General features: G+C 40.4%; 18 protein-coding genes. 6 read left to right on the top strand and 12 right to left on the bottom strand.

The genetic code is table 11. From position 1 onward, the window contains the following. Nucleotides 1-83 precede the first annotated feature (83 nt). Complete coding sequence (locus AAEY98_RS15785; protein ID WP_162023591.1) at nt 84-2,888, top strand: FAD-binding and (Fe-S)-binding domain-containing protein; 2,805 nt, start codon at nt 84-86, stop codon at nt 2,886-2,888. A gap of 272 nt (nt 2,889-3,160) precedes the next feature. Here the strand turns inward: AAEY98_RS15785 and AAEY98_RS15780 are convergent, their stop codons facing one another. The 3 genes from AAEY98_RS15780 to AAEY98_RS15770 all read right to left on the bottom strand — a co-directional run bounded on the left by AAEY98_RS15780 (nt 3,161) and on the right by AAEY98_RS15770 (nt 8,727). After that, entirely contained in the window at nt 3,161-4,255 is a 1,095-nt protein-coding gene (locus AAEY98_RS15780; protein WP_351018092.1) for a CobW family GTP-binding protein, read from the bottom strand. Next, nucleotides 4,252-5,523 (bottom strand): DEAD/DEAH box helicase, encoded by a 1,272-nt coding sequence (locus AAEY98_RS15775; RefSeq protein WP_101086479.1) that lies wholly within the window; start codon nt 5,521-5,523, stop codon nt 4,252-4,254. Before AAEY98_RS15775 ends, AAEY98_RS15780 begins: the two co-directional genes overlap by 4 nt. Before the next feature lie 141 nt (nt 5,524-5,664). After that, nucleotides 5,665-8,727: an EAL domain-containing protein gene (locus AAEY98_RS15770; RefSeq protein WP_351018089.1), complete on the bottom strand. Its 3,063-nt coding sequence runs from the start codon at nt 8,725-8,727 to the stop codon at nt 5,665-5,667. A 402-nt stretch (nt 8,728-9,129) separates the two neighbouring features. On the opposite strand from AAEY98_RS15770, the gene yiaY reads away from it, so the two are divergent. Together yiaY and AAEY98_RS15760 are read left to right on the top strand one after the other, a co-directional pair. After that, complete coding sequence (gene yiaY, locus AAEY98_RS15765; RefSeq protein WP_351018086.1) at nt 9,130-10,278, top strand: L-threonine dehydrogenase; 1,149 nt, start codon at nt 9,130-9,132, stop codon at nt 10,276-10,278. 427 nt (nt 10,279-10,705) lie between these two features. Beyond that, nucleotides 10,706-11,071 carry a cytoplasmic protein gene (locus AAEY98_RS15760; protein WP_101086476.1) on the top strand — a complete coding sequence of 122 codons (366 nt, stop codon included), beginning with the start codon at nt 10,706-10,708 and terminating at the stop codon, nt 11,069-11,071. A 140-nt stretch (nt 11,072-11,211) separates the two neighbouring features. On the opposite strand, the gene AAEY98_RS15755 is transcribed toward AAEY98_RS15760, so the two are convergent. The 6 genes from AAEY98_RS15755 to AAEY98_RS15730 form a co-directional block, all read right to left on the bottom strand. Then, a complete protein-coding gene (locus AAEY98_RS15755; protein ID WP_101086475.1) occupies nt 11,212-11,580 on the bottom strand; it encodes an acyl-CoA thioesterase in 369 nt (122 codons plus the stop codon). 223 nt (nt 11,581-11,803) lie between these two features. Then, complete coding sequence (gene ltaE / locus AAEY98_RS15750) at nt 11,804-12,814, bottom strand: low-specificity L-threonine aldolase (RefSeq protein WP_101086474.1); 1,011 nt, start codon at nt 12,812-12,814, stop codon at nt 11,804-11,806. 46 nt (nt 12,815-12,860) lie between these two features. Further along, the gene (gene tpx, locus AAEY98_RS15745; RefSeq protein WP_101086473.1) at nt 12,861-13,454 is read right to left on the bottom strand and encodes a thiol peroxidase; all 594 of its coding nucleotides are present in this window, start codon (nt 13,452-13,454) and stop codon (nt 12,861-12,863) included. Between the two features lie 370 nt (nt 13,455-13,824). Further along, nucleotides 13,825-15,549: a ubiquinone-dependent pyruvate dehydrogenase gene (gene poxB, locus AAEY98_RS15740; protein ID WP_101086472.1), complete on the bottom strand. Its 1,725-nt coding sequence runs from the start codon at nt 15,547-15,549 to the stop codon at nt 13,825-13,827. A gap of 354 nt (nt 15,550-15,903) precedes the next feature. Next, nucleotides 15,904-16,737 carry a mechanosensitive ion channel family protein gene (locus AAEY98_RS15735; RefSeq protein WP_194956191.1) on the bottom strand — a complete coding sequence of 278 codons (834 nt, stop codon included), beginning with the start codon at nt 16,735-16,737 and terminating at the stop codon, nt 15,904-15,906. 25 nt (nt 16,738-16,762) lie between these two features. After that, complete coding sequence (locus tag AAEY98_RS15730; protein WP_101086471.1) at nt 16,763-17,410, bottom strand: OmpA family protein; 648 nt, start codon at nt 17,408-17,410, stop codon at nt 16,763-16,765. A 533-nt stretch (nt 17,411-17,943) separates the two neighbouring features. On the opposite strand from AAEY98_RS15730, the gene AAEY98_RS15725 reads away from it, so the two are divergent. Continuing rightward, nucleotides 17,944-19,452, top strand: coding sequence for a peptide MFS transporter (locus AAEY98_RS15725; protein ID WP_101086470.1), 1,509 nt, complete (start codon nt 17,944-17,946; stop codon nt 19,450-19,452). 377 nt (nt 19,453-19,829) lie between these two features. On the opposite strand, the gene AAEY98_RS15720 is transcribed toward AAEY98_RS15725, so the two are convergent. Both AAEY98_RS15720 and AAEY98_RS15715 read right to left on the bottom strand, forming a co-directional pair. Next, nucleotides 19,830-20,951: a response regulator gene (locus tag AAEY98_RS15720; RefSeq protein WP_101086469.1), complete on the bottom strand. Its 1,122-nt coding sequence runs from the start codon at nt 20,949-20,951 to the stop codon at nt 19,830-19,832. Nucleotides 20,952-20,997: 46 nt separating this feature from the next. Continuing rightward, nucleotides 20,998-21,732, bottom strand: a complete 735-nt coding sequence (locus AAEY98_RS15715) for an MlaA family lipoprotein (protein WP_392343271.1) — start codon at nt 21,730-21,732, stop codon at nt 20,998-21,000. A 388-nt stretch (nt 21,733-22,120) separates the two neighbouring features. Here AAEY98_RS15715 and AAEY98_RS15710 point away from each other — a divergent pair, with 388 nt between their 5' ends. Beyond that, nucleotides 22,121-24,289, top strand: coding sequence for a hypothetical protein (locus tag AAEY98_RS15710; RefSeq protein WP_351018082.1), 2,169 nt, complete (start codon nt 22,121-22,123; stop codon nt 24,287-24,289). Nucleotides 24,290-24,300: 11 nt separating this feature from the next. Continuing rightward, nucleotides 24,301-24,612 carry an EscU/YscU/HrcU family type III secretion system export apparatus switch protein gene (locus AAEY98_RS15705; RefSeq protein ID WP_041413136.1) on the top strand — a complete coding sequence of 104 codons (312 nt, stop codon included), beginning with the start codon at nt 24,301-24,303 and terminating at the stop codon, nt 24,610-24,612. A 42-nt stretch (nt 24,613-24,654) separates the two neighbouring features. Here the strand turns inward: AAEY98_RS15705 and AAEY98_RS15700 are convergent, their stop codons facing one another. Further along, nucleotides 24,655-24,996: a hypothetical protein gene (locus AAEY98_RS15700; RefSeq protein WP_101086466.1), complete on the bottom strand. Its 342-nt coding sequence runs from the start codon at nt 24,994-24,996 to the stop codon at nt 24,655-24,657. Between the last annotated feature and the right edge of the window lie 869 nt (nt 24,997-25,865).

Below are 25,865 nucleotides of genomic sequence, written 5' to 3'. Positions count from 1 at the left end.
AAAGTTACTTATATTCTAACGATAACAATACAACAGCAGGCACAAAATGCCTGCCGTTCATTCGAGTGTAAAGAGAGCATGTTATGACTATTAATTATCAAGTAGTGATGGATACGTTAACGTCACAGCTCGGCAGTCACGCCGTATCCAATGATCCAGTGCGTCGTTTTGCTTGGTCAACTGATGCCAGTTACTTTCGTATCGTACCTGAAATTGTGGTACACGCAGATACTCCAGAACAAGTTAAAATAACCCTTAATATCGCCAGAGCACATAATGTGCCAGTAACCTTTCGTGCTGCCGGTACCAGTTTATCTGGCCAAGCAATTGGTGATGGTATTTTACTTATTTTGGGCCATGATGGTTTTAGAAACATTGAAATCAGTGAAGATAGAAATTCAATCACTCTAGGTGCTGCGGTCATTGGTTCAGATGCCAACATGGCATTAAAACCCTTCAATAAAAAAATTGGTCCCGATCCAGCCACACTAGCCTCTGCACAAATTGCCGGAATGGTAGCAAATAATGCATCTGGAATGTGTTGTGGCACCGCGCAGAACAGTTATCAAACCATTAAATCAGTTAAATTAATGCTTGCCGATGGTACTGAACTTGATACAGGTTGTCCGCATTCAAAAGCAGCATTTAGCCAATCTAATCCTGCGTTACTTACGGCGTTAACCGATCTTGCGCAATTAACTCAAAATAATCCAACCCTATCGGCGCGGATCCGTAAAAAGTTCTCGATTAAGAACACCACTGGTTACAGCATTAATGCACTGGTAGATTTTAGCGATCCATTTGACATCATTAATCACTTAATTGTGGGCTCAGAAGGCACACTTGCGTTTGTAAATGAAGTCACTTATCACACCGTTGAAGAAGCTCAATTTAAAGCTTCTGCCATGGCGGTGTTCTTCAATATGGAAGATGCTGCCAGCGCAATACCACCGATTAAAGGTGATAGTGTGGCCGCTGCAGAATTACTTGATTGGGCATCGATTAAATCCGTTACCGGTAAAACTGGCATGCCGGAGTGGCTAAGTGATTTACCAGAAGGTTCAGCCATTCTATTAATTGAGTGTCGTGCTAATGACCCCGAAACGTTAGTGCAATACACTCAAGATGTGATCACAAAAATCGCTCACATTGACACTGAACGTCCAACTGAATTCAGTAATGATCCAGCAGTATTTGGCCAGTATTGGGCAATGCGCTCTGGTTTATTCCCTATTATTGGCGGTGCAAGACCTAAAGGCACATCGGTTATTATTGAAGATGTTGCATTCGAATTACAACATTTAGCCAGTGCAGCAGCAGACTTAACCGCTTTATTCCATCAACACGGTTACCCAGAAGGGGTGATTTATGGCCATGCTTTAGCCGGTAACTTCCATTTTATTATCACGCCAACGTTTGCCTCTCAAGATGATATCAATCGTTTCCAAAATTTCATGCAAGATGTCGCTGAAATGGTGATCAATAAGTACGATGGTTCGATGAAAGCAGAGCATGGTACTGGTCGAGCTGTAGCCCCCTTTGTTGAAATGGAATGGGGCACTGACGCATATACATTAATGAAGCAAATCAAACAAATTTTCGACCCAAGTAAATTGTTAAATCCTGGGGTTATTCTCAATGATGACACGCTGGTACATGTTAAAAACATCAAACCTTGCCCTGTGGTAGATGACTTTATTGATAAATGTATTGAATGTGGTTTTTGTGAGAAAACCTGTCCAACATCGGCGCTTAACTTCTCTCCGCGCCAACGTATTGCGGTATTGCGTGAAATTGAACGTTTAGAGCAATCGGGTGATAAAAAAGCCGCCGCAGAAATGCGTGCCAGTGCCAAATATGATGTGGTTGATACCTGTGCAGCCTGTCAGCTATGTACTATTGCCTGCCCAGTTGACAACAGCATGGGTAATTTGGTGCGTAAACTGCGCACACCGTACATCACCACCACAGAACAAAAAGTGCTCGACTTCCAAGCCAAGCATTTTGGCGCAGTAAACCAAGTGATCAGCACCGGCTTTGATATTTTAGGTATTGTGCATAAAATAACTGGCGATGGTATCACCAACTCGTTGATGAAAGCGGGTCGTTTGATTTCCAAAGAAGTACCTTATTGGAATCCAGACTTCCCTAAAGGTGGCAAAGTGGCAAAGCCATCAGCCCATAAACCGGGTCAACAAACAGTTTTATACTTCCCTGCATGTGGTGGCAGAACCTTTGGTCCAACACCAAAAGATCCTGACAACCGCACCTTGCCAGAAGTGGTTATGACTTTACTTGAACGCGCTGGCTACAATGTGATCATCCCAGAAAATACCCGCCATTTATGTTGCGGTCAGATGTGGGAATCAAAAGGTGATTTTAAAAACGCCGATGCTAAGCGTGATGAACTTATTGACGCACTCAGTACACAGTCTGAAAATGGCAAAGTGCCTATTATCGTTGATGCATTGTCTTGTACTTATCGCACATTAACCGGTAACCCTAAGGTGAAAATAACCGATTTAGTCGAGTTTATGCACGACGAGATGTTACCAAACATGACAATTACGAAGAAATCTAACGTCACTTTACACCAAGGCTGTAGTGCCCGTAAGATGAAATTAGAGCCTAAGCAACAAGCTATTGCTGATGCGTGTGCTAACCATGTAGTGTTGCCCGCGGGCATTAGCTGTTGTGGTTATGCCGGTGAAAAAGGGCTTTATAAGCCTGAAATTAATGCCAGCGCACTGCGTAACATTAAAAAGCTCATTCCGGCAGAAACGAAAGAAGGTTACTACGCTAACAGAATGTGTGAAGTCGGCTTAACCCAACACAGTGGTATTTCATACCGCCATTTAGCCTATTTATTAGAAGAATGTACTCGTTAAACTAATGGACCATCACAGTAAATAGCGTAAACAATAAGGGCATTGATATCATATCAATGCCCTTAATTTTTGTTACCATACTTAACACTAATATCCGAACTCAGCGTTAATTAGCGTACTCAAACGAGTCATCCTACTCAAACGAGTCATCCTACTCAAAGGAGTCATCCTACTCAAAGGAGTCATCCTACTCAATCGAGAGGTACTATCAAAACGACATGTCCTATCAAAACGAGATGTCCTATAAAACGAATTGCTCATCTCAACTCAGACTAAATCAATAAACACGCCAGTAACTGTTGCTGCAATCTTTCATGTTCAAGCGGCATATCGCTAATAATTTCGACCCGTGTATCTAGTGCATCATCAAGTTCATTAAGCATCAACTTATCATCCACCATATTGACACTGAGCACCCCATCCTGGGTAATAACAATAGCTTTTAATCTCAGCACCTTGTCCATTTTAACCGTGTCTACCCACGCCATAAATTGCTCAAACTGAAAACAATGTACTGCTGAAAATATCCAACCACTACTGTAACAGCCCTCACCTTGGTTAGTTTTGTGAATAAACCCAGTAGGGGAAAACTCAGGGGTATCGATATCGCTCAGTGGTGGTTCGTTAGACAGCCAGTTATCCATAAGCGTTTTCCGCCCCAATAGCCGTTGTCCCGCTGGCACCGTTTGATACTTTGTCGGGGTATTTAAGCGCAATAATAACTGTTGGATTAGGTCAACATCAGTAAAGTGATTATCGACACTAATTAGTGGCGTCTGTTGTAAATGTAACTTGCTGAGGAATTGCTGTAACTGTAAACGATCTGTTTCAGTGTAATGCTGGGCTTTATTGGCCAACAGCACATCTGCCATCTGTAATTGCTGCGTAAACGTATCATGATTTCGATAGCGCGGATCGCTGACTTTACGCGCATCAACCAGACACACACTACTTTGCAAAGTAATAACATGTTGATAATATTCAGATGTTAATAACTTCACGATTTCAGCAGGATGCCCAAGTCCAGTAGGTTCTATCAATAACCGGTCCGGCTTAGTTTGCTGAATAAGTTGATTTATCGCGACTTGTGTTGGTAAGCCGGAGACGCAACACAGGCAACCACCTGGCACTTCTTTTATGACAATACTGGCAGGCTTTGCTGGTGTAACATCAGGACTATTACTATTATTACCTGCAGCAGTCGCATTTAACAAACCACCATCAATGCCTATTTCGCCAAACTCATTTACCAGCACCGCCCACACTTCATCTTTGGGCTTATGAGCTAATAATTGGCTAATGAGCGTGGTTTTACCCACCCCCAGAAAGCCAGTAATAATATTGGTGTTAATCGGTTTGGTGATCATTTTTTCGCTTTAGCGTATTTACCCTTTCGAGTAGGTTTCACATCGGTTTGCGATGGCTTGCCACGTTTGTACTTAAGTACTTTTTTCGGTTTCTCTGCCGCAACATCGCGATATCGAGCCGGTAATGGTGCCCCTTCCTCGTACCCTGTTGGTACCAATATCGGTAATGATTGTTCAATAAGTTGTTCAATCGCGCCAAGTAACTCTAGCTCTTGAGGACTCACCAGCGAAATGGCTTCACCGCCTAATCCCGCACGGCCTGTACGCCCTACTCTATGGATGTAATCTTCGCATTCTTCAGGTAATTCAAAGTTAATGACTCTTGGTAGAGCTTGAATATCAAGCCCTCGAGCGGCCAAGTCAGTAGCAATTAACACGCGTAATTGACCAGTTTTAAACTCTTCCAACGCACGATTTCGAGCCCCTTGGCTTTTATCACCGTGAAATACCGATGACTTAATACCGTCTAAGCTTAACTCGCGGTATAAATGATCTGCTGTTTCTTTACGGCTGGTGAACACCATAACTTGTTGCCAGTTATGCTTGCCAATTAATTCAGATAACAACTCAGCTTTTCGGCGGGTATCCACTTGATAGACTTGCTGGACAACATTAGCGGCAGTAGTTTGGGTTTCAACATGAACGTATTCAGGATTGTTTAGCATTTTAGCCGCTAGCGTTTTAACTTCTTCAGAAAAAGTAGCAGAAAACATCATAGTTTGATGTTGTCTGGCGATTAAACGCTTCACTTTTTCAATATCTTTAACAAAACCAAGATCAAGCATGCGATCAGCTTCATCAATCACTAAGTGAGTAACAAAAGATAGATCCAATTCATGCTGGCCAATAATGTCAAACAATCGTCCTGGCGTTGCCACTAAAATATCTACGCCTTGTTCTAATGCCTTACGCTGAGGATTGATGCTCGCGCCACCATAAACGGCTAAGCTGGTCAGATTGATAAACTGGCTGTATTTAACTAAATTTTGCTCAATCTGAATCGCTAGCTCGCGAGTCGGTGTCATGATTAATGCGCGTAAACGATTTGGTGGCAATAAGTCTGAATGATCTTGCGCCATTAAATGACTTAGTAACGGTAACGCAAAAGCAGCTGTTTTTCCGGTACCGGTTTCGGCACTGGCCAATACATCTCGGCCATCTAGCGCTAGTGGGATCACAGCTTGTTGGACAGGAGTAGCAGTTTGATACCCAGATTGATTAACCGCATCTAATAATAATGGCGGTAACCCTAGCGACGTAAATGACATAACAGACCCAATAACACAAATAAAAATAGGTCGCTATTGTATACTAATCTAAACATCATTAACTATTACATTAGTGATGGCATTAGCCATATCATCACGATGGGTCACGCCGGTTTTGAATGAACAGTCACAGTACTAACGTTATATCTGCTGACTAACCTGCAATGGTATTACTTTTTCCACTAAATACTTTTGCTCAAAATCATCGCGGCACAAGGCATGCGAAAATACATATCCTTGGCCATAATCACAACCAGCAGACGCCAATAAACGCCGTTGACTTTCGGTTTCAACACCTTCGGCAATGACTTTGATACCGAGTTTATGAGCCATTGCAATAATCGCTTCACACAAACACATATCATTGTTTTTGGCAGCCAATCGACCCACAAAAGATTTATCAATCTTAAGATAATCTACATTATATTTGGTTAAATAGGGTAATGATGAATAGCCAGTACCAAAGTCATCAAGCGACAATTGCATACCTGCATCACTATAAGCCTGCAATTTAGCCTCAACATTAGGTTCAATGTCATGTAGTAGGTTTTCAGTGATTTCAATACAAATGCTATTGGTAGGCAGCGCGAGTAAAGACATGTGTTTAAGCCAATTTTCAACATCGGTCGACTCGTCTTTAAACTGTACTGGTGACATATTAATACTAATCTGAATATGGTGATTAAATTGTGTCTTCCATTTTGCGACTTGCTCACAGGCTTGATAAAAAGCCCAATTGCCAATATCGATTATCATCCCAGTATCTTCAGCAATAGAGATAAAATCTGCCGGTGGAATTAACCCCATTGTTGGATGGTTCCAACGAATTAACGCTTCCACCTTGATGATCTGCTGACAGCTTAAATCCACAATAGGCTGATAATACAACTCAAATTGCTGCTGGATAATCGCCACTTTAAGGTCTTGAATCAACGCCATCCGCTTTTGTGCATCGTCTTGCATTGCGGAGATAAAATAATTAAACCGATTACGACCATGGGATTTTGCCGAATACATGGCTTGGTCGGCATTCTTCAATAATGCCTCGGTTGTGTTGGCATCGTCTGGAAATAACGTAATACCAATACTGCCACTAATATAGGCCGTTTGATCACCTAATAAATAAGGCTCTGCAAGTCGTTTAAGTATTTGTTGTGCAACACGTTCTACCCCATGAGTATCTTCAAGGTTAGTTAACACTATGGTAAATTCATCACCACCTAGACGGGCGACAACATCGGTTTCGCGTACGCTGTTTTTTAAGCGTTCCGCCGTCTCAATTAACAATACATCGCCCATATCATGGCCCAACGTGTCGTTAACCTCTTTAAAAAAATCCAAGTCTAAAAACATCAATGCAAAATGATTATGCTGTCGGTCAGAATGGAATACCTCTTGATTCAAAAATGTTAACAACATCCTACGATTTGGCAAACCGGTAAGTGCATCATAATTAGCCTGGCGCCATATCAACTCTTCAGTTTGCTTTTTCTCGGTAATATCGGAAAACAACGCAACAAATCGCGCAGCCTGCGACTTTGTTCGGATGATTGAATTAATGGTTAATAAGATAAGGTAATTTTCACCATTTTTACGACGCATCCACACTTCACCATGCCAATGTCCCTGCTGGCTAAGCTGTTGGCTTAATTGTTGATAAAAATGTTGGGGTTGAAGATCTGTTTCAAACATACGTAAATGCTGATCTTGTATGTCTTGTTGACTGAATCCAGTGATAAAAAAAAAGGCAGGATTTGAATCAATGATAATGCCCTTTGCAGTAAACACACTCATGGCTTCACTGGAGTTTTGATATACAGATGCTGCAATACTTAGCGAGTCTTCAACCTGCTTGATATCAGTGATATCACTATGAGTACCACACATTCTAAGCGGTTTACCTTTATCATCAACGTCAACCACTCTTCCTGTTTGCAAAATCCACCGACTGTCGCCGTCCATGTTAGTTAATTGATATTCCACTCGTTGGCTTATACAGCGACCTTTTACAATTTCATTAATGCTGCGAAGAAACTTAAATTTATCTTTTAGCTGTATCGCATTTATCCACAATTTAGGATGCTGATTAAGCTCTTCCATTGAGCAACCTAAAATGTCAGCACTGTATCGATTCGTACGAATTCGATTGTGTTGTACATCCCAGTCCCACACGCCTAACTCACTGCTATCGAGTACCAGCGCAAGTTGCTCGTTACTTTGCAATAAATCTTGTTCGGCCTGTTTCTGATGAGTGATATCAAGAAAACCGGCAATAACTAGGAAAGTATTGTCTTGAACATGACGGCGGCAGGCGATGGTCACATGGGTATAAATGACCGAACCATCTTTGGCAATAAAACGCTTATCAATTTCATATTCATTGAGTTCGCCTTTACTCATTTTCTCAAATAATAATAAATCTTTATTCAAATCATCTGGGTGTGTTAATTCAGCCCACGTTAACGCCTTTAATTCATTTTCGCTGTAACCGAACATTCGACATAAATAAGGGTTAACTCTCAACCAATGCTTAGTTTTAGTGGTAATAGAAATACCAATATTGCCAATATCAAATTGATGGTTGAAAAGAAAATCTTCTTGTAATTTAACTTGAATATCGCGCCCACGAAACACTATTTTTGCAAGTAAATGACCGATGACCATAGTCAATAAAGGTAATACCAGCATGATAGGCAAAGACACAACACTGATAGCGTGTAACGCTTGATCAAATGGCAATAAAAATAGCCATAACAACAATAGGGAATGAACAATAACGCCAAAAAGGTAGAATTCACGATAACGAATTTGATCTAATTCATGCCGACGGTACCGACGCCACACTAATCCAATGACCGCACTACTGCTTAACGCAAATATACCAACCCATACAGCAACGCCACCCAAATGATAGCGATAAAGCGCCATGATAATGGTTGCGACAAATGTTGGAATACCTCCAAAAAACAGTCCACTTAAACAGAGTACTACCGAGCGGGCATCAAACAATATTTCCTGTTGATGAACCAAGGGATCCATCATAATAACAACGCCAATAGTGCCAATAACTGCGCCCATTAAAAATTGCCATAAAAAAGGTGTCACCTTACGTTGATGCGAAGGAGAGAGTGAGTAAACATAAACTAGCGCAAGTAATAGCGCTGCATTTTCTAAAATTGAGAAAAAAACATTTAGACCAAACATCTATACATTTCCCTTATCCATCCTTAACAAGCACAGTAGCATCCAAGCTGTCTCTATTTAGTATAGTAGAAGTAAACTAACACTATGATTTATCGTCTTTATACCGTGAACCATTCTATATATAAAGGGCATAATATTCATCTGAAATTTCGATAATATTATTTAAGAGAAATTGTCATCCTATCCAACACAACAAAATGCACAATAACCGACCAACCATAGTGTCGGTGTCAAAAATATCACCCTAGATCACAGTTACTTGGAAAATGTCGTGTTGGTAATAAAACGGCCTATTGATTGTGACTTAATCGACGTTAACGAGCTTCACGTCACATAATAACTGCAATGTTATTGGTATGTTTAATTCAGAGAAAACTTAATTCTATATAAAGGACAATCAATATGGCGACTAAATTTTTCATTCCAAGCGTCAACATTCTGGGTCAAGGCAGCGTAGATGAAGCGATTAAAGACATCAACGCGTTTGGATTTACCAAAGCACTTATTGTCACCGACAAACCACTAGTGAGTATTGGTTTAGTGGCAAAGGTTGCAGATAAACTCAATGCCAATGGTATTGAAGTGGTTATTTTTGATGGCGTTCAACCTAACCCAACAACAGGTAATGTTGCTGCAGGCCTTGAACTACTAAAAGCCAATCAGTGTGATGTGATTATTTCTTTAGGCGGCGGTTCACCGCACGATTGCGCTAAAGGAATCGCACTCGTGGCCACCAACGGCGGTAGCATTAAAGATTATGAAGGTGTGGATGTATCAACTAAAGCCCAAATGCCGTTAGTCGCGATTAACACAACTGCAGGCACAGCAAGTGAAATGACCCGTTTTTGTATTATTACCGATGAAGCAAGGCACATTAAAATGGCCATTGTCGATAAAAATACCACACCAATTCTATCTGTGAACGACCCTGAATTGATGCTTGAAAAACCAGCATCGCTGACTGCGGCTACCGGAATGGACGCATTGACACACGCAATTGAAGCCTATGTCTCTATTGCAGCCAATCCCATCACCGACGCATGTGCAATCAAAGCCATCGAACTAATCCAAGCTAATTTAATCAATGCCGTTAAACAAGGTGATGATATTCAAGCCAGAGAAAATATGGCTTATGCGCAATTTTTAGCGGGCATGGCCTTTAATAACGCTAGCCTTGGTTATGTACATGCTATGGCACATCAACTTGGCGGTTTTTATGACTTACCACACGGGGTATGTAACGCATTATTGCTGCCCCATGTCCAAACCTATAACGCTCAAGTTGTGCCAGCACGCTTAGCTGATGTAGCAAAAGCTATGGGTGTCGACATAACAGCAATGACAGATGAGCAAGGCGCTAAAGCGGCAATTGACGCGATTAAGCAATTGTCAAAAGCCGTTAATATTCCAGCAAATTTAACTGAGTTAGGCGTAAAAGCTGAAGACATCCCAACTTTAGCAGACAATGCTCTTAAGGATGCTTGTGGGTTTACTAATCCGAAGCAGGCAACACATCAAGAGATCTGTCAAATTTTCACTAACGCTTTATAACTAACATCAGCTCGGGACAAGCAACGGTAAGTAAACCGTTATTTGTCCCGCTAACTACGTTGTATTGACTTGCAATAGACTTGCAATAGACTCGCTATTGACACTATTCGTCAGTAGAGCAGAGTCTTGTTAGCAACACAAATAATCAGTTTGGCGATAGATAGGCCAAATATTCAGATTTTGGCTTACTTATCCTATTTAATAACTCGAATTGGGGTTAACTCGTTTTATAGCACAGCATAAAGCCCGTATTTTATTACGGGCTTTTTTATCTGCCGTTTAATGTAAAAAATCAACAATGACAACAGCTTATTTTTAATTTAGTAAAAAGTGATGCTTAGATCTAAGTTCTTGAAATAAGGATTGACCAATATAAAAAATAAGGTCTATAGTGAAAACACTTAGATAGCGAATAGGTAGGTAAACAATGACAGCAATCACTCATATATATAATTACACCGTTCGATGCCCGCACTATAAAGAAAACGAACAAGCTGCAACATGGCTCAACCATATCGAAGTAAACCAATCTTGTGAAATTGCTCTAGACCGTATCACTAAATGGCACAACCTCTCTGGCACCAAATCATTTGAACTAGACGATTTTGTGGTTCGAAAGGCCGATAATGAAGAAGCTTATTTTGCCATGCAAAGTAGCCGCCTTAAGCATGATGGCCATGCCCTTGTCACTTTTAAAATCTATTTAGACAACTGCTGCCAAGATGCTTCTCCGAATCAAATAATGGAGCATTTAATCGATGATTATCAACAGCGTATCGCTAAAGTCGAATAATACATCAAGTCTATTTACCATCAACATTAAGGAGCTATCATAGCTCCTTATTTTTTGCGGTTTTATTGTCAATGGCTATAAGTTCTTGCCCTGTCGTAACACATACTTACGAACACGAACCCACGATAATAGAAATACAATTAAGCGGCATTGGCTCGCATACCGTGCGGAATGGGTAAGCCATTCTCATTCACGTTGACAAATACCATCTTATCGATGAAAGCAATCGGCGCATGATTGACTTTATTACGTATTTTACAGCGAACAGTGACTGAACTTTGACCTAAGCTTACTAGCTCAAACCCAAACTCGATAATGTCGCCTGTTTGTGCCGGTGCCATAAAATTAATTTCCGATATCACTTTGGCAATATGGAATTGGCTGCGCATTTGGCAACTGGCAAAAATTGTTGCTTCCTCATTAACCCAACTTAATAACTGGCCACAACATAAGCTTTGAGTGCTATTAAGATGAATAGGCATGATGATATGACGTGAGAAATATTTCATAGTGACCTCATTATCTGACTTATTAATTTTGCGTCGTTAGGCGCATACCTCTAAATAAGTAGCAACGATCAAGCCAAGTATATTAAGCTATAAAAATCAATGCGATAGATAGATTTTCAAATTAAAAAATTCTCAGAATGCCCAAAATAAATGCATCTTCGCACCAAAAAAGAAAAAGGCCACACTGAGTATGGCCTTTAAAATGAATATTAACTGATATTGATTAGCGAATAATTTGCTTCAACGTATTCACAAAAACACTGATGTCATTAGCACTAATATCTTTATGAGTCACCAAGCGCAACTGTCGGCTCGGACTAATGATAATGCCTTTATCGGCCAGTTTGGCAGTAAGCATTTTAGGGTCGATATGTTCTGCGAGTGTGGCGAAAACCATATTGGTCTGCACCAAACTAACATCGACAGCAAACTCACTCATTTCAGCCAACAACAAAGCCAAGGTTTTTGCATTGTAATGATCATCCGCTAAACGATCGACCTGCTCAGTTAACGCCAACTTAGCCGCTGCAGCGATAATACCTGCTTGACGCATTCCACCACCGAGCATTTTACGCCAACGTGTCGCTTTACCAATTAATCGCTCATCGCCTAACAAAATCGACCCAATCGGTGCACATAAGCCTTTTGATAAACAAATCGATACAGAGTCAAAGTATTGAGTAATATCGGCAATAGCAATGCCCTGCGCAACCGCAGCATTGGCAACCCGGGCACCATCTAAATGGATTTTAAGCCCACGATTAAACGCAAGACTTTGTGCCTGGGATAAATAATCTTGGTTTAATACCTTGCCGCCAATGGTATTTTCTAAGCTCAATAACCGTGTTCTTGCAAAATGCACGTCATCAGGCTTAATCGCAGCTTCAATATCATTCAATAAAATACTGCCATCAGCTTGATTATTCAGAGGCTGAGGTTGAATGCTGCCTAATACCGCTGCCCCGCCGCCTTCAAACTTATAGTTATGAGCTTGTTGACCACAAAGATACTCATCTCCACGTTCACAATGAGACATCAACGCCAATAAATTAGCTTGCGTACCAGAACTGACAAACAGAGCACCATCAAAGCCAAACATCTCTGCAGCCATATCTTGTAAATTATTGACGGTCGGATCATCACCATAAACATCATCACCGACCTCCGCCCTCGACATGGCTAAACGCATTGCTTCAGTCGGTTGAGTCACCGTATCACTTCGAAAATCAATCATGCTGCATCTCTATCCTCTTTCACTCAACATTATGGAAACTACGCAACTACTTCGCCGCTGATGAAATTTCTGTTAATGCCGCTAAAGCAGCATCGTAGTTTGGGTGTTCACTTACTTCAGTCACTAATTCTTGATATTTCAATATGCCTTGAGAATCAATAATAAAAATTGAACGGGCTAATAAACCACGGTCTTTGATCAACAAACCATACTTTTCGCCAAAATCACGCCATACGGAGTCAGACAATACTTTAATTTTATCCACATTTTCGGTTTGGCAAAAACGCTTCTGAGCAAACGGTAAGTCTTCGCTAATGGTTAACATGACCACATTGGCATCATATTGAGTAAACTCTTTATTAAATCGTTTGGTCTGTAATGCACACACGCCAGTGTCTAAACTGGGTACCGCGCTAATGAGTATCGTCTTACCTTTAAAGTCACTCAAACTGACTGGATTAAACTTTTCATCCACTACAGTAAACAAGGGTGCAACCGTATTTATACTCGGTATTTTACCTTCTAAAGCAACAGGGGTTCCCCCCATAGTAATCATGGTTTTCTCGCCAGCAAAACTGGGGGCACTCATAACCGATGAGGATAATAATGTGATCACTGCAATGGTAGAAAATAGCTTCATGGAAAACTCCTGTTAAAGGTACTGATGAGCGGTTTGAACTGGGTGCTAACGAGAGATCTTAGTAAACATGACACCAGTAGAAATAGTTAGAGCCAATAGTTACGCAAATGATAGCTAATGGCTCAGTGCTCTTATGATAAAGATAGTTAATCAGTTTTAATATTATATATTTAACTTTGAATCGATATTACTAGATAAAATTTTCTCGATACTCTTTAAAAGCCAGTTTAGTGACTTAATAAGCCTCAATCTACAGTTTAGACATTATTAGTTATTGTAATATCGACAAGGCATTTTACGATGTAACGCTTAACGATCATATACTTTCCTAAAGGGCTAAATGACCTAGCCCAACAGGAACGGGATTTGATTAACGTGACCAGTTGGTTTTACTCAGTTCAACAATTTCATTACCTTTACCATTAATTAGCGCTTTCATCATGTAAACGCTAAAGCCTTTCGCCTGTTCGAACTTAATTTTTGGTGGCATCGCAAGCTCTTGTTTCGCCGTATCGACTTCAAGAACAACTGGCCCAGAGTGCTCCATCATTTCCGCCATTGCTTCGGGTAGTTTGCCTGGATCGTTGACATGGATCCCTTTCAGACCACAAGCTTCAGCAATTTTTGCAAAGCTTGGATTCTCTAGATCAGTATCATTTGATAAGTAGCCACTGGCTTTCATCTCCATGGCGACAAAACCCAGTGAGCGGTTGTTATAAACAATAATTTTAATCGGTAGGTTAAGTTGTTTCAGAGAGAGTAGCTCTCCCATCAACATCGAAAATCCACCATCACCACACATTGCAATTACCTGACGATTACGATCCAGTGATTGAGCACCCATTGCCTGTGACAATGCATTAGCCATTGACCCATGGTTAAATGATCCAATTAAACGACGTTGACCATTCATCGATAAATAACGAGCAGCCCAAACTGTTGGCGTGCCAACGTCACAGGTAAAGATAGTATCTTGACCTGCTTGCTCATCAAGCAGACGGGTTAAGTATTGTGGATGAATTAAATTATGTGATGTTTTACCATTGGCGAGAACATCCAAATCTTTTCGGGATTCTTGATAGTTTTTAACACACTGCTCTAGGTGAGCGCTAGAACGGCCTTCCTTAATAAGTTCAAGCAGTGAAGTGACGGTATTTTTGGTATCCCCTAGAACACCAAAATCAATCTGCACATGTCTCCCGAGTGACGCGGGTTGATTATCAATTTGTAAGATAGTGATGTTTTCTGGATAGAAAGCTCGATAAGGGAAGCTGGTGCCTATCATCAACAACGTATCTGCTTGTTGCATTGCGTGGTAACCAGATGAAAAGCCGATAAACCCAGTCATCCCAACATCGTAAGGGTTATCATATTCAAGGAACTCTTTACCGCGCATGGCATGTACAATGGGTGCTTGTAGTTTTGCGGCTAAGGCAACAATTTCATCATGAGCATCTTTACAGCCAGCACCACACAATAAAGTGACTTTGCCGCTTTTATTAAGGTGAGTAGCAAGTGTTTTTGTGTCAGCTAAATCAGCGATATAAGAAGCAGGTTTTGGGACGTTCCATTTTGGTTTGGTCGTTTCAGGCATCGCCTTAAGCGCGATATCTCCCGGAAGCACCAGCACACTAACATCATTATGTAAGATAGCCTGACGCATGGCTGTTTCGAGTAAATATGGCATTTGTTCAGGGCTGGAAACTAATTCACAAAAAACACTGCACTCTTTAAATAATTCTTGTGGGTGAGTTTCTTGGAAATAATTGCTGCCAATTTCTGATGAAGGTATATGAGCAGCAATGGCTAATACTGGAACTTTATTACGATGACAATCGAACAAACCATTAATCAAATGAAGATTACCTGGACCACAAGAACCAGCACAGACGGCCAACTCTCCTGAAATATGTGCTTCTGCACCTGCGGCAAAAGCAGCGCTTTCTTCATGGCGTGTTCCTAGCCATTCAATCGTACCCATTTTTCGCAAGCTATCACTAATTCCGTTAAGTGAATCGCCAGTTACCCCCCAAATCCGTTTCACGCCTGCTTGTTCAAGGGTTTGAGTAATAAAACTTGCGATACTTTGACTCATATTAAGATACTCCTAAGTATGAAATTTGATGAAAAAAGGTGCAGCAGTAGATTTTTAATCAATGACAACCAAAAATCTTACCTTTAATTATCATCCTCTTGGAAACGCTGCTTAACAATGCTAAATGGTTATTTTTTCATAAACATTTATTTTTTATATGTTCAAAAAATATATATTTATGAAATAAGGCGTTATGGCTGCTAAAAACAGTAAATAGTAAAAGTAAGACTAACTAGATGATTATTGACGCACAAAAAACAACTCAATTAAGGATGTTTTTGGGGAGTAGAGCGGATATTAGGTATAAAAAAACCAGCAAATGCTGGTTTTTAGAAGATTAACTTATCTGCAATATTATTTTGCTGGAACTTCTTTCACATGCAAATCCATTTGTGGGAATGGAATTTCAATCTCAGCTGCATCTAATGCATTCTTGATTTGCTCAAGCAATTCAAAACGCGCAGTCCAATAGTCTGGTGTTTTAACCCACGGACGTACAACAAAGTTGATTGAAGAGTCAGCAAGCTCAGCTAGACCGATAGTATAACTAGGGTCTTTTAACACAAACTGATTATTATCTAAAATATCCGCTAATACCTTCTTAGTTTTAGCGATATCAGCAGTATACGAAACACCAATCGTTAAATCGATACGACGCTTTTCTAGTGCTGAATAGTTGGTGATAGTGCCGTTCATAATCGCTGAGTTAGGCGCGATAATCATTTTGTTGTCACCAGTACGTAAACGGGTTGAGAAAATGGTAATTTCATCAACTACACCGGCAACACCAGCCGCTTCGATAAAGTCACCTACGCGACATGGACGGAAAAGCACCATCAATACACCTGATGCAAAGTTCGAAAGTGAACCTTGTAATGCTAAACCTACCGCTAAACCCGCGGCACCGATAACCGCAACCAATGACGCAGTTTGCACACCAACTTGACCCAGCGTGGCGACAATAGTAAATACAAACACCAACATCCACGCTAAGTTTGCCACAAACGAAACGACTGTTGTATCCACTTTGCGGTTGGTCAATAATTTGGTTGTTATGCGTTTTGCTACACCGGAAAAATACTTACCGATGAGAAAAATAACAATAGCAGCTAGCGCTTTAAGACCATAAGTCATCAAAAACTCAGGTGCCTGCTCCACTAAAGCATCTAAACCTTCTATATGTTCCATTTCTTTCTCCATTTTAATAGCAGTCTTATTCTGCCGATATAATAAATTCTACTCGTCGATTACGCTGACGCCCTTCTATAGTGGCATTATCCGCGATCGGGTTTTTGTTACTCATGCCAACGATCTCAATCGACGTCGGTTGAAATTGGTACTCATTTACGAGTAAATCTTTAATGGTGGCTGCACGTTTAAGTGATAGTGAGCGGTTAACAGCATCACTACCAATATTATCAGTGTGTCCCTCTAAACGAATAGCCACTTGAGGATGTTGCTCAATGTATTGCTGTACCCTAACCAAGGTTGGTCGCTGAGTTAACAACACTACTGATTTATCAAAATCAAAATACACAGGTTGAAGAATAGACCCAAAACAATCTACTGCCACAGAAACATCTCGTTGTTGACGACATTGTTCAGCAATAAGGGCCGAATTATTTGTTACTGTCGCACCTAATTCAGCTTCATCAAACTCAGCATCATCTTCGGCATCTTCATCAACAATCAACAATTCAGTATCAATACAACCATTTGCCATAACAACGCTATTAACAGGGGTATCATTACAGGCATCTTTTTTATCAGGAACGCCGTCAAAATCTGTATCAACCCAGGCATGGGCAGTGCAGATAAAACAGCCAATTAAAATCAATGTCACAGCTCGAATGATAGTCATAAATACCTCTTCGACATGACATCGAAATTTGTTAAAGAATCGTATTTTAACTGTTTATCGCTGAAATTAAAAGACAACACTTTATAATCAACACCTTGCACCATCATGCTTAACTGAAATGTCACTTAAGCGTGATATAGGTATCGGCTCGATGCCAGAAAACCTTATTAATTTCCAGGTAACTTTGCAACAAAAACAACACAAATAACTAACATTACTGATAGTTGATTGTTTGTATTGACACATTTTATAACAAGCTTAACCTCTCTGTTCCCCGCATTAACATTGACTTTGCCGGCATGAAAAGGGTATATAAGGTTAGCTTTTTGATGTTTGGTTAGCATTCAGCGTCAAACTGACATTATTTAATATAAAAAATAAACAATAAAGTTGCTCAGTATTGCTTCATCACGGTCAAACACCCGTTATTTCAAGTGTTAGTTGATAAGGCAATCATAGACAACTCTTGCAAACAATTATTTCTGTGACGATATTTTCTCACAGGCAATCACAAGCTTAAGGTGGAAGACTTAATGAGTGACGCAAAACCACAAGGTACATTGTTTGGACACCCTAAGGGGCTGTTCTTGCTTTTTACAACAGAACTATGGGAACGCTTTAGCTATTACGCAATGCGTGCAATTTTAGTACTTTATTTGGTAGATAAAGTGCAAAGCAATGAAGCAGGTGGTGGTTTAGGCTGGAGCCAAGCAGACGCATTATCTCTATATGGTACTTTTACCGGTTTAGTTTACTTAACACCATTAATTGGTGGCTGGCTAGCAGATAACGTATTGGGTCAACGTAAAGCCATTTATATTGGTGGCTTCTTAATGGCAGCGGGTCAATTTACGCTTGCAGCACCACATAGCTGGATGCCGGGTTTAGAAACCACTATGTTTTATATTGGTTTAGGGACGCTAATTATAGGTAACGGCCTATTTAAACCAAATATCTCCACAATGGTAGGTGATTTATACCCTGCTGGTGATCACCGTCGTGATGGCGCATTTACCATATTTTACATGGGCATCAACTTAGGTGCAGCCTTGTCAGGCTTTATCGTTGCTTGGGCTTACACTTCATTTGGTCATGAAGTGGTTATTGGTGGTGAAGACGTGTTTATCAATAACTGGCAAGCAGGTTTCTTCTGCGCCGGTGTTGGTATGATTTTATCGTTGATTATTCAATTTTTCTTTGCTCAAAAATTACTTGGCGACATCGGTACCGAACCGGCAGCTAAAGTAGAACAAAGAAAAAATGCAGCGAGAGGTGAAACCAGAAGTGAACCACTAACTAAGATTGAACGTGACCGTATTAAAGTCATTATGGTAATGGGGTTATTCACCATTATTTTCTGGGCTGGCTTCGAACAAGCAGGCGGATTAATGAACTTGTTCACCAACAATTTCACCGATCGTATGATTGGCTCGTGGGAAGTACCGACCACTTACTTCCAATCACTCAATGCTATCTTTATTGTTGTTTTTGCTCCAGTGATTGCCTCTATTTGGATCCGCTTAGGTAAAAATGAACCTAACTCACCCGTTAAATTTGCGTTAGGTTTATTCTTACTGGCCATTGGTTTCTTATTCATGATGGGCGCAGTGTTCGAAATGGGTGGCGACGCTTCAGTTAAATCAAGCATGTGGTGGTTAGTAGGAGCTTACTTCTTCCACACCATGGGTGAATTATGTTTATCACCAATTGGTTTATCGATGGTCACTAAACTGGCTCCACTGCGTATTGCATCATTAATGATGGGTGCATGGTTCCTATTTATTGCTGCTGCAAACAAAATTGGTGGCCTAGTCGGTTCATTGATTGGCCATGGCGGCGAAGTCGAAGAACAACTCGCTAACGCAATGGCAATTTTTGCCGGCATTGGTATTACCGCGGTCGTCTCAGGTATTATTTTATACCTAATGTCAGATAAATTAGTTGACTGGATGCACGGTGCAGAAAACAAAAATGAGACTGAAGAAGAAGTATTAGAAGAAGAAATTGCAGTCACGGCCGAACACGAAGGAATTCAACGTTAATTGGTTTTGATGTAATTGTTATTCTTAATAAAATCCCCTCCAAGTTTCACTTGTGAGGGGTTTTTTTATATACCCACATCATCCTGCTAGGATCGCTTCGCTGCTAGAACGGACTGCGTCCTGCTAGGATCGCTTCGCTGCTAGAGCTGACTTCGTCCTGCTAGGATCGCTTCGCTGCTAGAGCAGACTGTGTCCTGCTAGGTTCGCTTCGCTGCTAGAGCTGACTTCATCCTGCTAGAATCGCTTCGCTGCTAGAGCAGACTTCGTCCTGCTAGGTTCACTTCGCTATGCTGTTTGCTTTTATAGCCTCTAGCCGCGAAGCGTCCTAGCAGCGCAGCGCTCTAGGTTTCTAGTGTCTAGATAGACTTAAACAATGATCAGCGACACGCTAACTGCATAAAGCCACCGGCTTTAATATCGGATTGATAAACCAATCCTGTAAAACGGTTATCAAGCAGTTGTTGTTTATGCTCATAAAAATGTGTGCCAATACAAATTTGTTCATCCAGTAACAAGGTTCTAGTTTGCATACTCGGCTTATCCCATACAGTACTGCCAAGAGGTGCTGATTCTGGCAATGCTAGAGGAGTAAGCTCATTACCGTTACGTAAATAGCACCTTAATCCTTTACCAGACTGCCCTATTGATAACTGGTAGCGGGTCAAATCGAGGCACACATAAATAATATCGGTATTAATATGTAACCCAGACTTCACCATACGCTCATGAAGATAAGACAACATATTATTAGGTTCGATTAAGGTATTACTTAAACCATTTCTAAATAACTTAAGTTTTTGATTAATAAAACTACGCAATAAGACACAGCCAAAAGCGGCGCTATTATCCTCAGGTGAAAAGTGTGCCATATACATCACTAAATGATGCTCCCCCACCATTGTAGAATCGATGAAGTAAGCACTAACATCATTATTTTTAAATAGACTGTAATTGATTTCGGCTTTGGGATAATAGATATGCGACGCAGGAAATAACTGCTGCTGAACACTTTTGGCCGCTTGAGCATTTTGCTCAAGTAAAGATAAGTTATCGGTAAGCTCTTGGTAAGATAACTCATTCATTTCTTGTAAATGCGATTGCCCAGAAACATTCATCGGCGTAGCGGCTGACATCATCGCTTGTATGATTGCCTGCTCAATAATGAATAAATCAGCAATAGGTTTAGTCAGATAATCACTGGCACCGATGCGCAATGCTTCTACAACATCAGACATCACATCATTACCAGAAATAACAATAGCGGGTATAGCAGGATTAATATCTTGCATTTGTTTAAGCATCGACAAACCATGAAGGCCTGGCATGCTTAAGTCTGCAATAACAATATCAAAAATAGCATCGGAAAAAAGGGCTATGCCTTCATCGCCATTACATGCTTGTTGAACCCGAGCACCTTGCCGCTGCAAAAAATCAGCAACGACATGGCGAAATATCGGGTCATCTTCAACAAAGAGGATCTCGACATCAGTAAGCGCCATACAACAACCTCGCAAACTACACTGCCGAGGTGCCTGTATGCCTCGACTATTCTAGTTCATCTAAATATTCGTCAAGTAACTCATCGTCCGCTTGACTAGATGGCACATCACCATCAAAAACTTTGTAATCCATATGCTGCAAATAGGCATCTTTTACAAAAGCATAAGGATCAAGAGCATTGTCTAATAATCTTTCTTGATCAATGGCTTTAGAGCGAGCATCCAAGCCTTTTAAACCCCATTTTAATACTGACTGCCACATCGTTAGCTCAGATAAAGGAAAGTATAGACCATCCACCCAATCAGAGGCGATTTCTCTTGTCACAATTGGGCCATAAAACGGCGCCATAAAATAAGGGCCATTTGGTGTACCGTAATAACCCAACACTTCGTTGAAATCATCTTGTTTACGGTGCATCCCCATCATGTCAGCTACATCGACTAAACCCAGTAAACCTATGGTGGTATTAACCGTAAAACGACCGCCGGCATTAGCAGCCCATCCCCACTTTCCTTGCAAGGTATTATTCACCAGAGAGCTAGGTTCCTCTAGGTTATAAACAAAATTATTAACACCCGTTCTGACTGGATTAGGGACATAGTCTTTATAACCATGGGCAACTGGGCGAATAATATACCGATCTAAAAACAGATAGTTAAAGTCCCACATTGTGCGGTTAACTTCTTCAAATGGATCGCGAGGATCATTGTATTTGATTTCGACCGCAGGACGTGATGATGTGGCAACTTGAGGTGCTTCTGCTTCGGCATACACGGGCATGCTAACGGCAACAAACACCTGAAGTAATATCCATTTATACTTCATATAATTCTCTTTAAAATGACAAAAGGTACTACTCAACAAACTGCTATTTTTGTCTTTTTTATTAAAGCAATTTTTGTTCAAGTCGATATAATTTAGCAAGCAAGTGTAAGGCTGTTATTATTCACTATTTATCAGTCAGGCCTTACTCATACGTCTGTGTTATCAGCAATCATTCACTGTAATGGCAATAAAACCCTGTATGTTACCCCAATAAGGTAACAGGGAGCTAAGGATACTGTGCCATTTGACAATATCAATCAAAAAATTGTAAATGTGGTTAATATTGTTCACTGACATGTAGATTGATTTCAATAGACAAACATGTTCGTTTGAAAGGATTTCTATGGCTGTACCAACAACGCTCCCTCAAAAAACGGTCAATACCGTCACAATAAAACCTGCAGATGCAAGTCCGCAGAAGTTGGCTGAGCGCAAACAAACTCAAACCGATAGTCCTTCTTTACCAACAAAAACTTCAAATGACAAATCCGCGGTATCTAGCTCGTCGACCACTAAATCAGATTTAGCAGCCGTATTATTGCCCGTCAAAGTGTTACAACCACCAGCAAACGCCCAACTCGACGTCACCATTGAAAATCAGCAATATCAACTAAACAAGACCGCTGAACTGCAAAAATTATTACAACAGACAGCGCAAGTCGTTATAGCAAGCGATCACGCTAAACTTGTGGCTCGTGCCGTTTCCAGTGCAAATGTCCCCGTAGTCCAAACAGAAGTCATCAACAACCAAGCTACCACCCCTGTAATGTCAACGGCTTCTGCTGGCTCAACGGCCACATCACCCGCCCAAACAGTTACCACTCAATTAGTGCTTTTGGCACAACCCATTCAGCTTTCCTTACCACAAGGTCTTGAGGAACTGGCAAAGCAAAATGGTGTATCAACACAACAACTCGCAACGCTGGCAACCAGAACTCAAGGTTATCCTCTGCCTACAGCGATAATAGACCAAGGGAAATTAACTTTTTCGGGTGGCACAAGCATCCAATTATCGCCAAACACCGCGTTAAACTCAGGCCAATATTTAGCTAAGGTGGTGGTGCAGCATCAGCAATTGCAACTTGCGCTCACGCCAGTCATTGCTGAAATAACCGTTAATTTAACGAAACTCACCACAACGCCTCAAACAGATCAGTCTGTTCAAGCAGCAAACATCATCATCACTAAAAATGAACCAGCACAAATCCTCAGCCAATTTCTAAAAAAGCTAGAGTCAACACCACTGCCAACACTTGATAATGCGGTAAAAGGAAGCGATACCCAACAAAAAACGCCTATTGAATTAACGCCTTTTTCAGCCAAAATCGGCCAAGATATTGCTACAGTAAAAACCGGGGGGCCGGTAACACAACAACCTAATCCATCAGGACTATCATCTGAATCGAATCTCACTAAAACCACCAGCAATATGGCTCAGCAAGCCAATCTAGCCAAAAATGCTACCAACACGGTAGAGCAAACATCGTTATCGACAAAATCATTAGCGGAACAAAACACACCCAAAGCAAACACCGCTTCTGCGATAGACAATAGTGCAAAGAGCAATCCACCAAACAATAATGCATTAAACAACAGCGCATTAAACAACAATGCATCCAACAACAACGCATTAAACAAAATGAACGGTGACCCTGCACCAATAGAAGTGCTGAATAAAGCATTATCAAAAGCTGGTGCGATGCCAATAAAACAGCAGTTAAGCCAACAAGTCCCACATAATCTGGCCAGTGAACTGTTTAAGCATTTGCCACAAATTAGCCCGCATCCATTAAGTGCATTAAGTGATCCAGCATTACTCAGCAGTGAGCTATACAGTTTAGCGGCGCTTAATCTTGCCCACACTCAGCTAGGTCACTCAACAAATTCACAACCCTCGCCTCTGTTTTCTGGTAGCGCTATCACAACCTTATTCCAGTTATTATTAGGGGTGAAAACAAAATCAACAGGCTCAGGGATCAGCGATAAACTTCAGGCCCACCTTGCGCAGTTGCAACAACGGACCTTGAGTAAACTCAGTGCTAATTCAGGTCTGTTAGCCGCATTAGATAAGTTAGGAGGGGCAGACTCTTTGGCACAATTGGCTAACAGTATTGCGCTGTACCAACATGCAAGCACCGATCCCAATCAAGCCATGACTTGGTACTTTGCTCTCCCCTATTCAATCAACCAACGCGATGAACAGTTTGAAGGTAAATTTGAACAAGAAAATGATTCAGACAAAGATAAAAAAGCAGGATGGAAGCTACAACTCAAATTTAATTTAGCCCAAGGATCATTATTGATTTGTGCTCATAAGCAGGCAGATGTGCTTGATATCCAATTTAAAGGCAACAACCAAATGCTACTTACGAGAGTAGAACGTTTTAACCAAACACTGTCAGATAAAATTACACAAATTGGTTTTACACCAGGTAAGCTCACAACACAGTTAGCCCAAATTCCAGCGACGTTATTACCTGGCGATCACTATTTAGTCAAAACCAGAGCTTAATAGAGAACATAATGAAAGATGACTCGAAAAAAATACAGCAAGCAGTTGCACTCAGTTTTGATGGTAAAAGTGCCCCTAAAATTACTGCTACGGGTAAGGACTTAGTTGCCGAGGAGATGATATTAATCGCTAAAGAAGCGGGGATCCATATACATCAAGATCCACACTTAAGTGAGTTTTTACAGCTATTAGAATTAGGTGATGAAGTACCTAAAGAGCTGTATCTTTTAATCGCAGAATTGATTGCATTTGTGTATATGTTAGATGGGAAATTCCCAGAACAATGGGATAATCTTCATCAAAAAATTGTCGCTCAAGCATAACGCCATTCAGCGATAAAATTGTCAAACCTACATTATCTTAGGTTAATGCTGTACAAATTGGTAAATCAAACTCGCGGTGATAATTATGCCACCAACCCCCAACCCACCGAGACACAATCCAGCTAAACGATCTTGATCAAAATCAAGCCAATCATTAAATGCAGCATAATAACGCAGTGATATGCCATACAGTACAATGAGCGCTAAAGAGATAAAACTATACAAATAGTGCTCTGGATAGGCAAACGTCAGCAACGGAATAAATGCCAACAGGTAATCACAACCTTTTTGTTGTACGTCAGTTCGATACACAATGTACGTATCAATACACATTTGGATTGGAATATAGATGGCCAGTAAACCTAACAACCAAATGAAATCCATCACAGCTCCAGCATCGAACAGTGAGGGACTGTATCGCTAATATTGCAGCAAGTGATCCTGAAAAAAACGTTCTCGCCAATAACAATGTCATAAATAACAGAGATAAAAGGTACTGTTGAGTAAACTAATCGATGATGTATTGCAGAATTATAAAGGTTAAGAAATAGTTCGAAGGACATTGATTGCGTAAATTGAAAAGAAAGTTTTTTCATTACAAATCCATTTTATTAATGCGTATCCATTACACATTTTGGGGAAATAACGCTTAAATAATACAACTAAAAAACTGAGTAAACCGGCAGTTTGATATCACAAATAACACATTAAAGAAACTATATCTCTGTACAGCAACAGCATTCAAACAACAATTCAAACAACAATTCAAACAACAACTCAAAATAAAACTCAAAATAAAACTCGAATTAACAATTCAAAATTAACACTATCATATTAATTTCATTATCCACAAGGAGCCTATAAATAATTTTATACCTTGCTATCAGATAATAATCAATACTTTACAAATAAAATAATCGTTTAAATATTCAGTAATATTAGCCAACATTATCTTAAACAGTGAATACTATTGTTAGCATAGGAGTGATGATATAACTGAATGTCATAATGTGTTCCTTTTGGATATTTAAATTATGTTCTCATACCATCATAATGCGCACAACCTCATCAACTAACACCACTAAATATTGGCAGATACAAGTATTTATTTTATTTATGTAATTAGCCGATACAAATAGATTAACTGGACAGTTAACTCAGGGAATAGCGATGAAGACCAACCTTAAACTGATATCCATTGTGAGTATTTTTACGATCTTGCCTGCAAAAGCGCAAGTAGTCAGTTTTAATGA

The organism is Shewanella sp. AC91-MNA-CIBAN-0169 (genome assembly GCF_040310165.1).
GTDB lineage: Bacteria > Pseudomonadota > Gammaproteobacteria > Enterobacterales > Shewanellaceae > Shewanella.
This window is presented reverse-complemented; position numbering and strand designations above follow the sequence as displayed.

What these genes read in the sequence shown, in the direction of transcription:
- AAEY98_RS15710 (WP_351018082.1), top strand. Translation starts at nt 22,121, where the DNA reads ATGGCTGTACCAACAACGCTCCCTCAAAAAACGGTCAATACCGTCACA.
- AAEY98_RS15700 (WP_101086466.1), bottom strand. Translation starts at nt 24,996, where the DNA reads ATGGATTTCATTTGGTTGTTAGGTTTACTGGCCATCTATATTCCAATC.
- AAEY98_RS15715 (WP_392343271.1), bottom strand. Translation starts at nt 21,732, where the DNA reads ATGCCCGTGTATGCCGAAGCAGAAGCACCTCAAGTTGCCACATCATCA.
- AAEY98_RS15755 (WP_101086475.1), bottom strand. Translation starts at nt 11,580, where the DNA reads ATGAAATATTTCTCACGTCATATCATCATGCCTATTCATCTTAATAGC.
- AAEY98_RS15780 (WP_351018092.1), bottom strand. Translation starts at nt 4,255, where the DNA reads ATGATCACCAAACCGATTAACACCAATATTATTACTGGCTTTCTGGGG.
- AAEY98_RS15730 (WP_101086471.1), bottom strand. Translation starts at nt 17,410, where the DNA reads ATGACTATCATTCGAGCTGTGACATTGATTTTAATTGGCTGTTTTATC.
- AAEY98_RS15735 (WP_194956191.1), bottom strand. Translation starts at nt 16,737, where the DNA reads ATGGAACATATAGAAGGTTTAGATGCTTTAGTGGAGCAGGCACCTGAG.
- poxB (WP_101086472.1), bottom strand. Translation starts at nt 15,549, where the DNA reads ATGAGTCAAAGTATCGCAAGTTTTATTACTCAAACCCTTGAACAAGCA.
- tpx (WP_101086473.1), bottom strand. Translation starts at nt 13,454, where the DNA reads ATGAAGCTATTTTCTACCATTGCAGTGATCACATTATTATCCTCATCG.
- AAEY98_RS15785 (WP_162023591.1), top strand. Translation starts at nt 84, where the DNA reads ATGACTATTAATTATCAAGTAGTGATGGATACGTTAACGTCACAGCTC.
- AAEY98_RS15720 (WP_101086469.1), bottom strand. Translation starts at nt 20,951, where the DNA reads ATGGCGCTTACTGATGTCGAGATCCTCTTTGTTGAAGATGACCCGATA.
- yiaY (WP_351018086.1), top strand. Translation starts at nt 9,130, where the DNA reads ATGGCGACTAAATTTTTCATTCCAAGCGTCAACATTCTGGGTCAAGGC.
- AAEY98_RS15770 (WP_351018089.1), bottom strand. Translation starts at nt 8,727, where the DNA reads ATGTTTGGTCTAAATGTTTTTTTCTCAATTTTAGAAAATGCAGCGCTA.
- AAEY98_RS15705 (WP_041413136.1), top strand. Translation starts at nt 24,301, where the DNA reads ATGAAAGATGACTCGAAAAAAATACAGCAAGCAGTTGCACTCAGTTTT.
- AAEY98_RS15760 (WP_101086476.1), top strand. Translation starts at nt 10,706, where the DNA reads ATGACAGCAATCACTCATATATATAATTACACCGTTCGATGCCCGCAC.
- AAEY98_RS15775 (WP_101086479.1), bottom strand. Translation starts at nt 5,523, where the DNA reads ATGTCATTTACGTCGCTAGGGTTACCGCCATTATTATTAGATGCGGTT.
- ltaE (WP_101086474.1), bottom strand. Translation starts at nt 12,814, where the DNA reads ATGATTGATTTTCGAAGTGATACGGTGACTCAACCGACTGAAGCAATG.
- AAEY98_RS15725 (WP_101086470.1), top strand. Translation starts at nt 17,944, where the DNA reads ATGAGTGACGCAAAACCACAAGGTACATTGTTTGGACACCCTAAGGGG.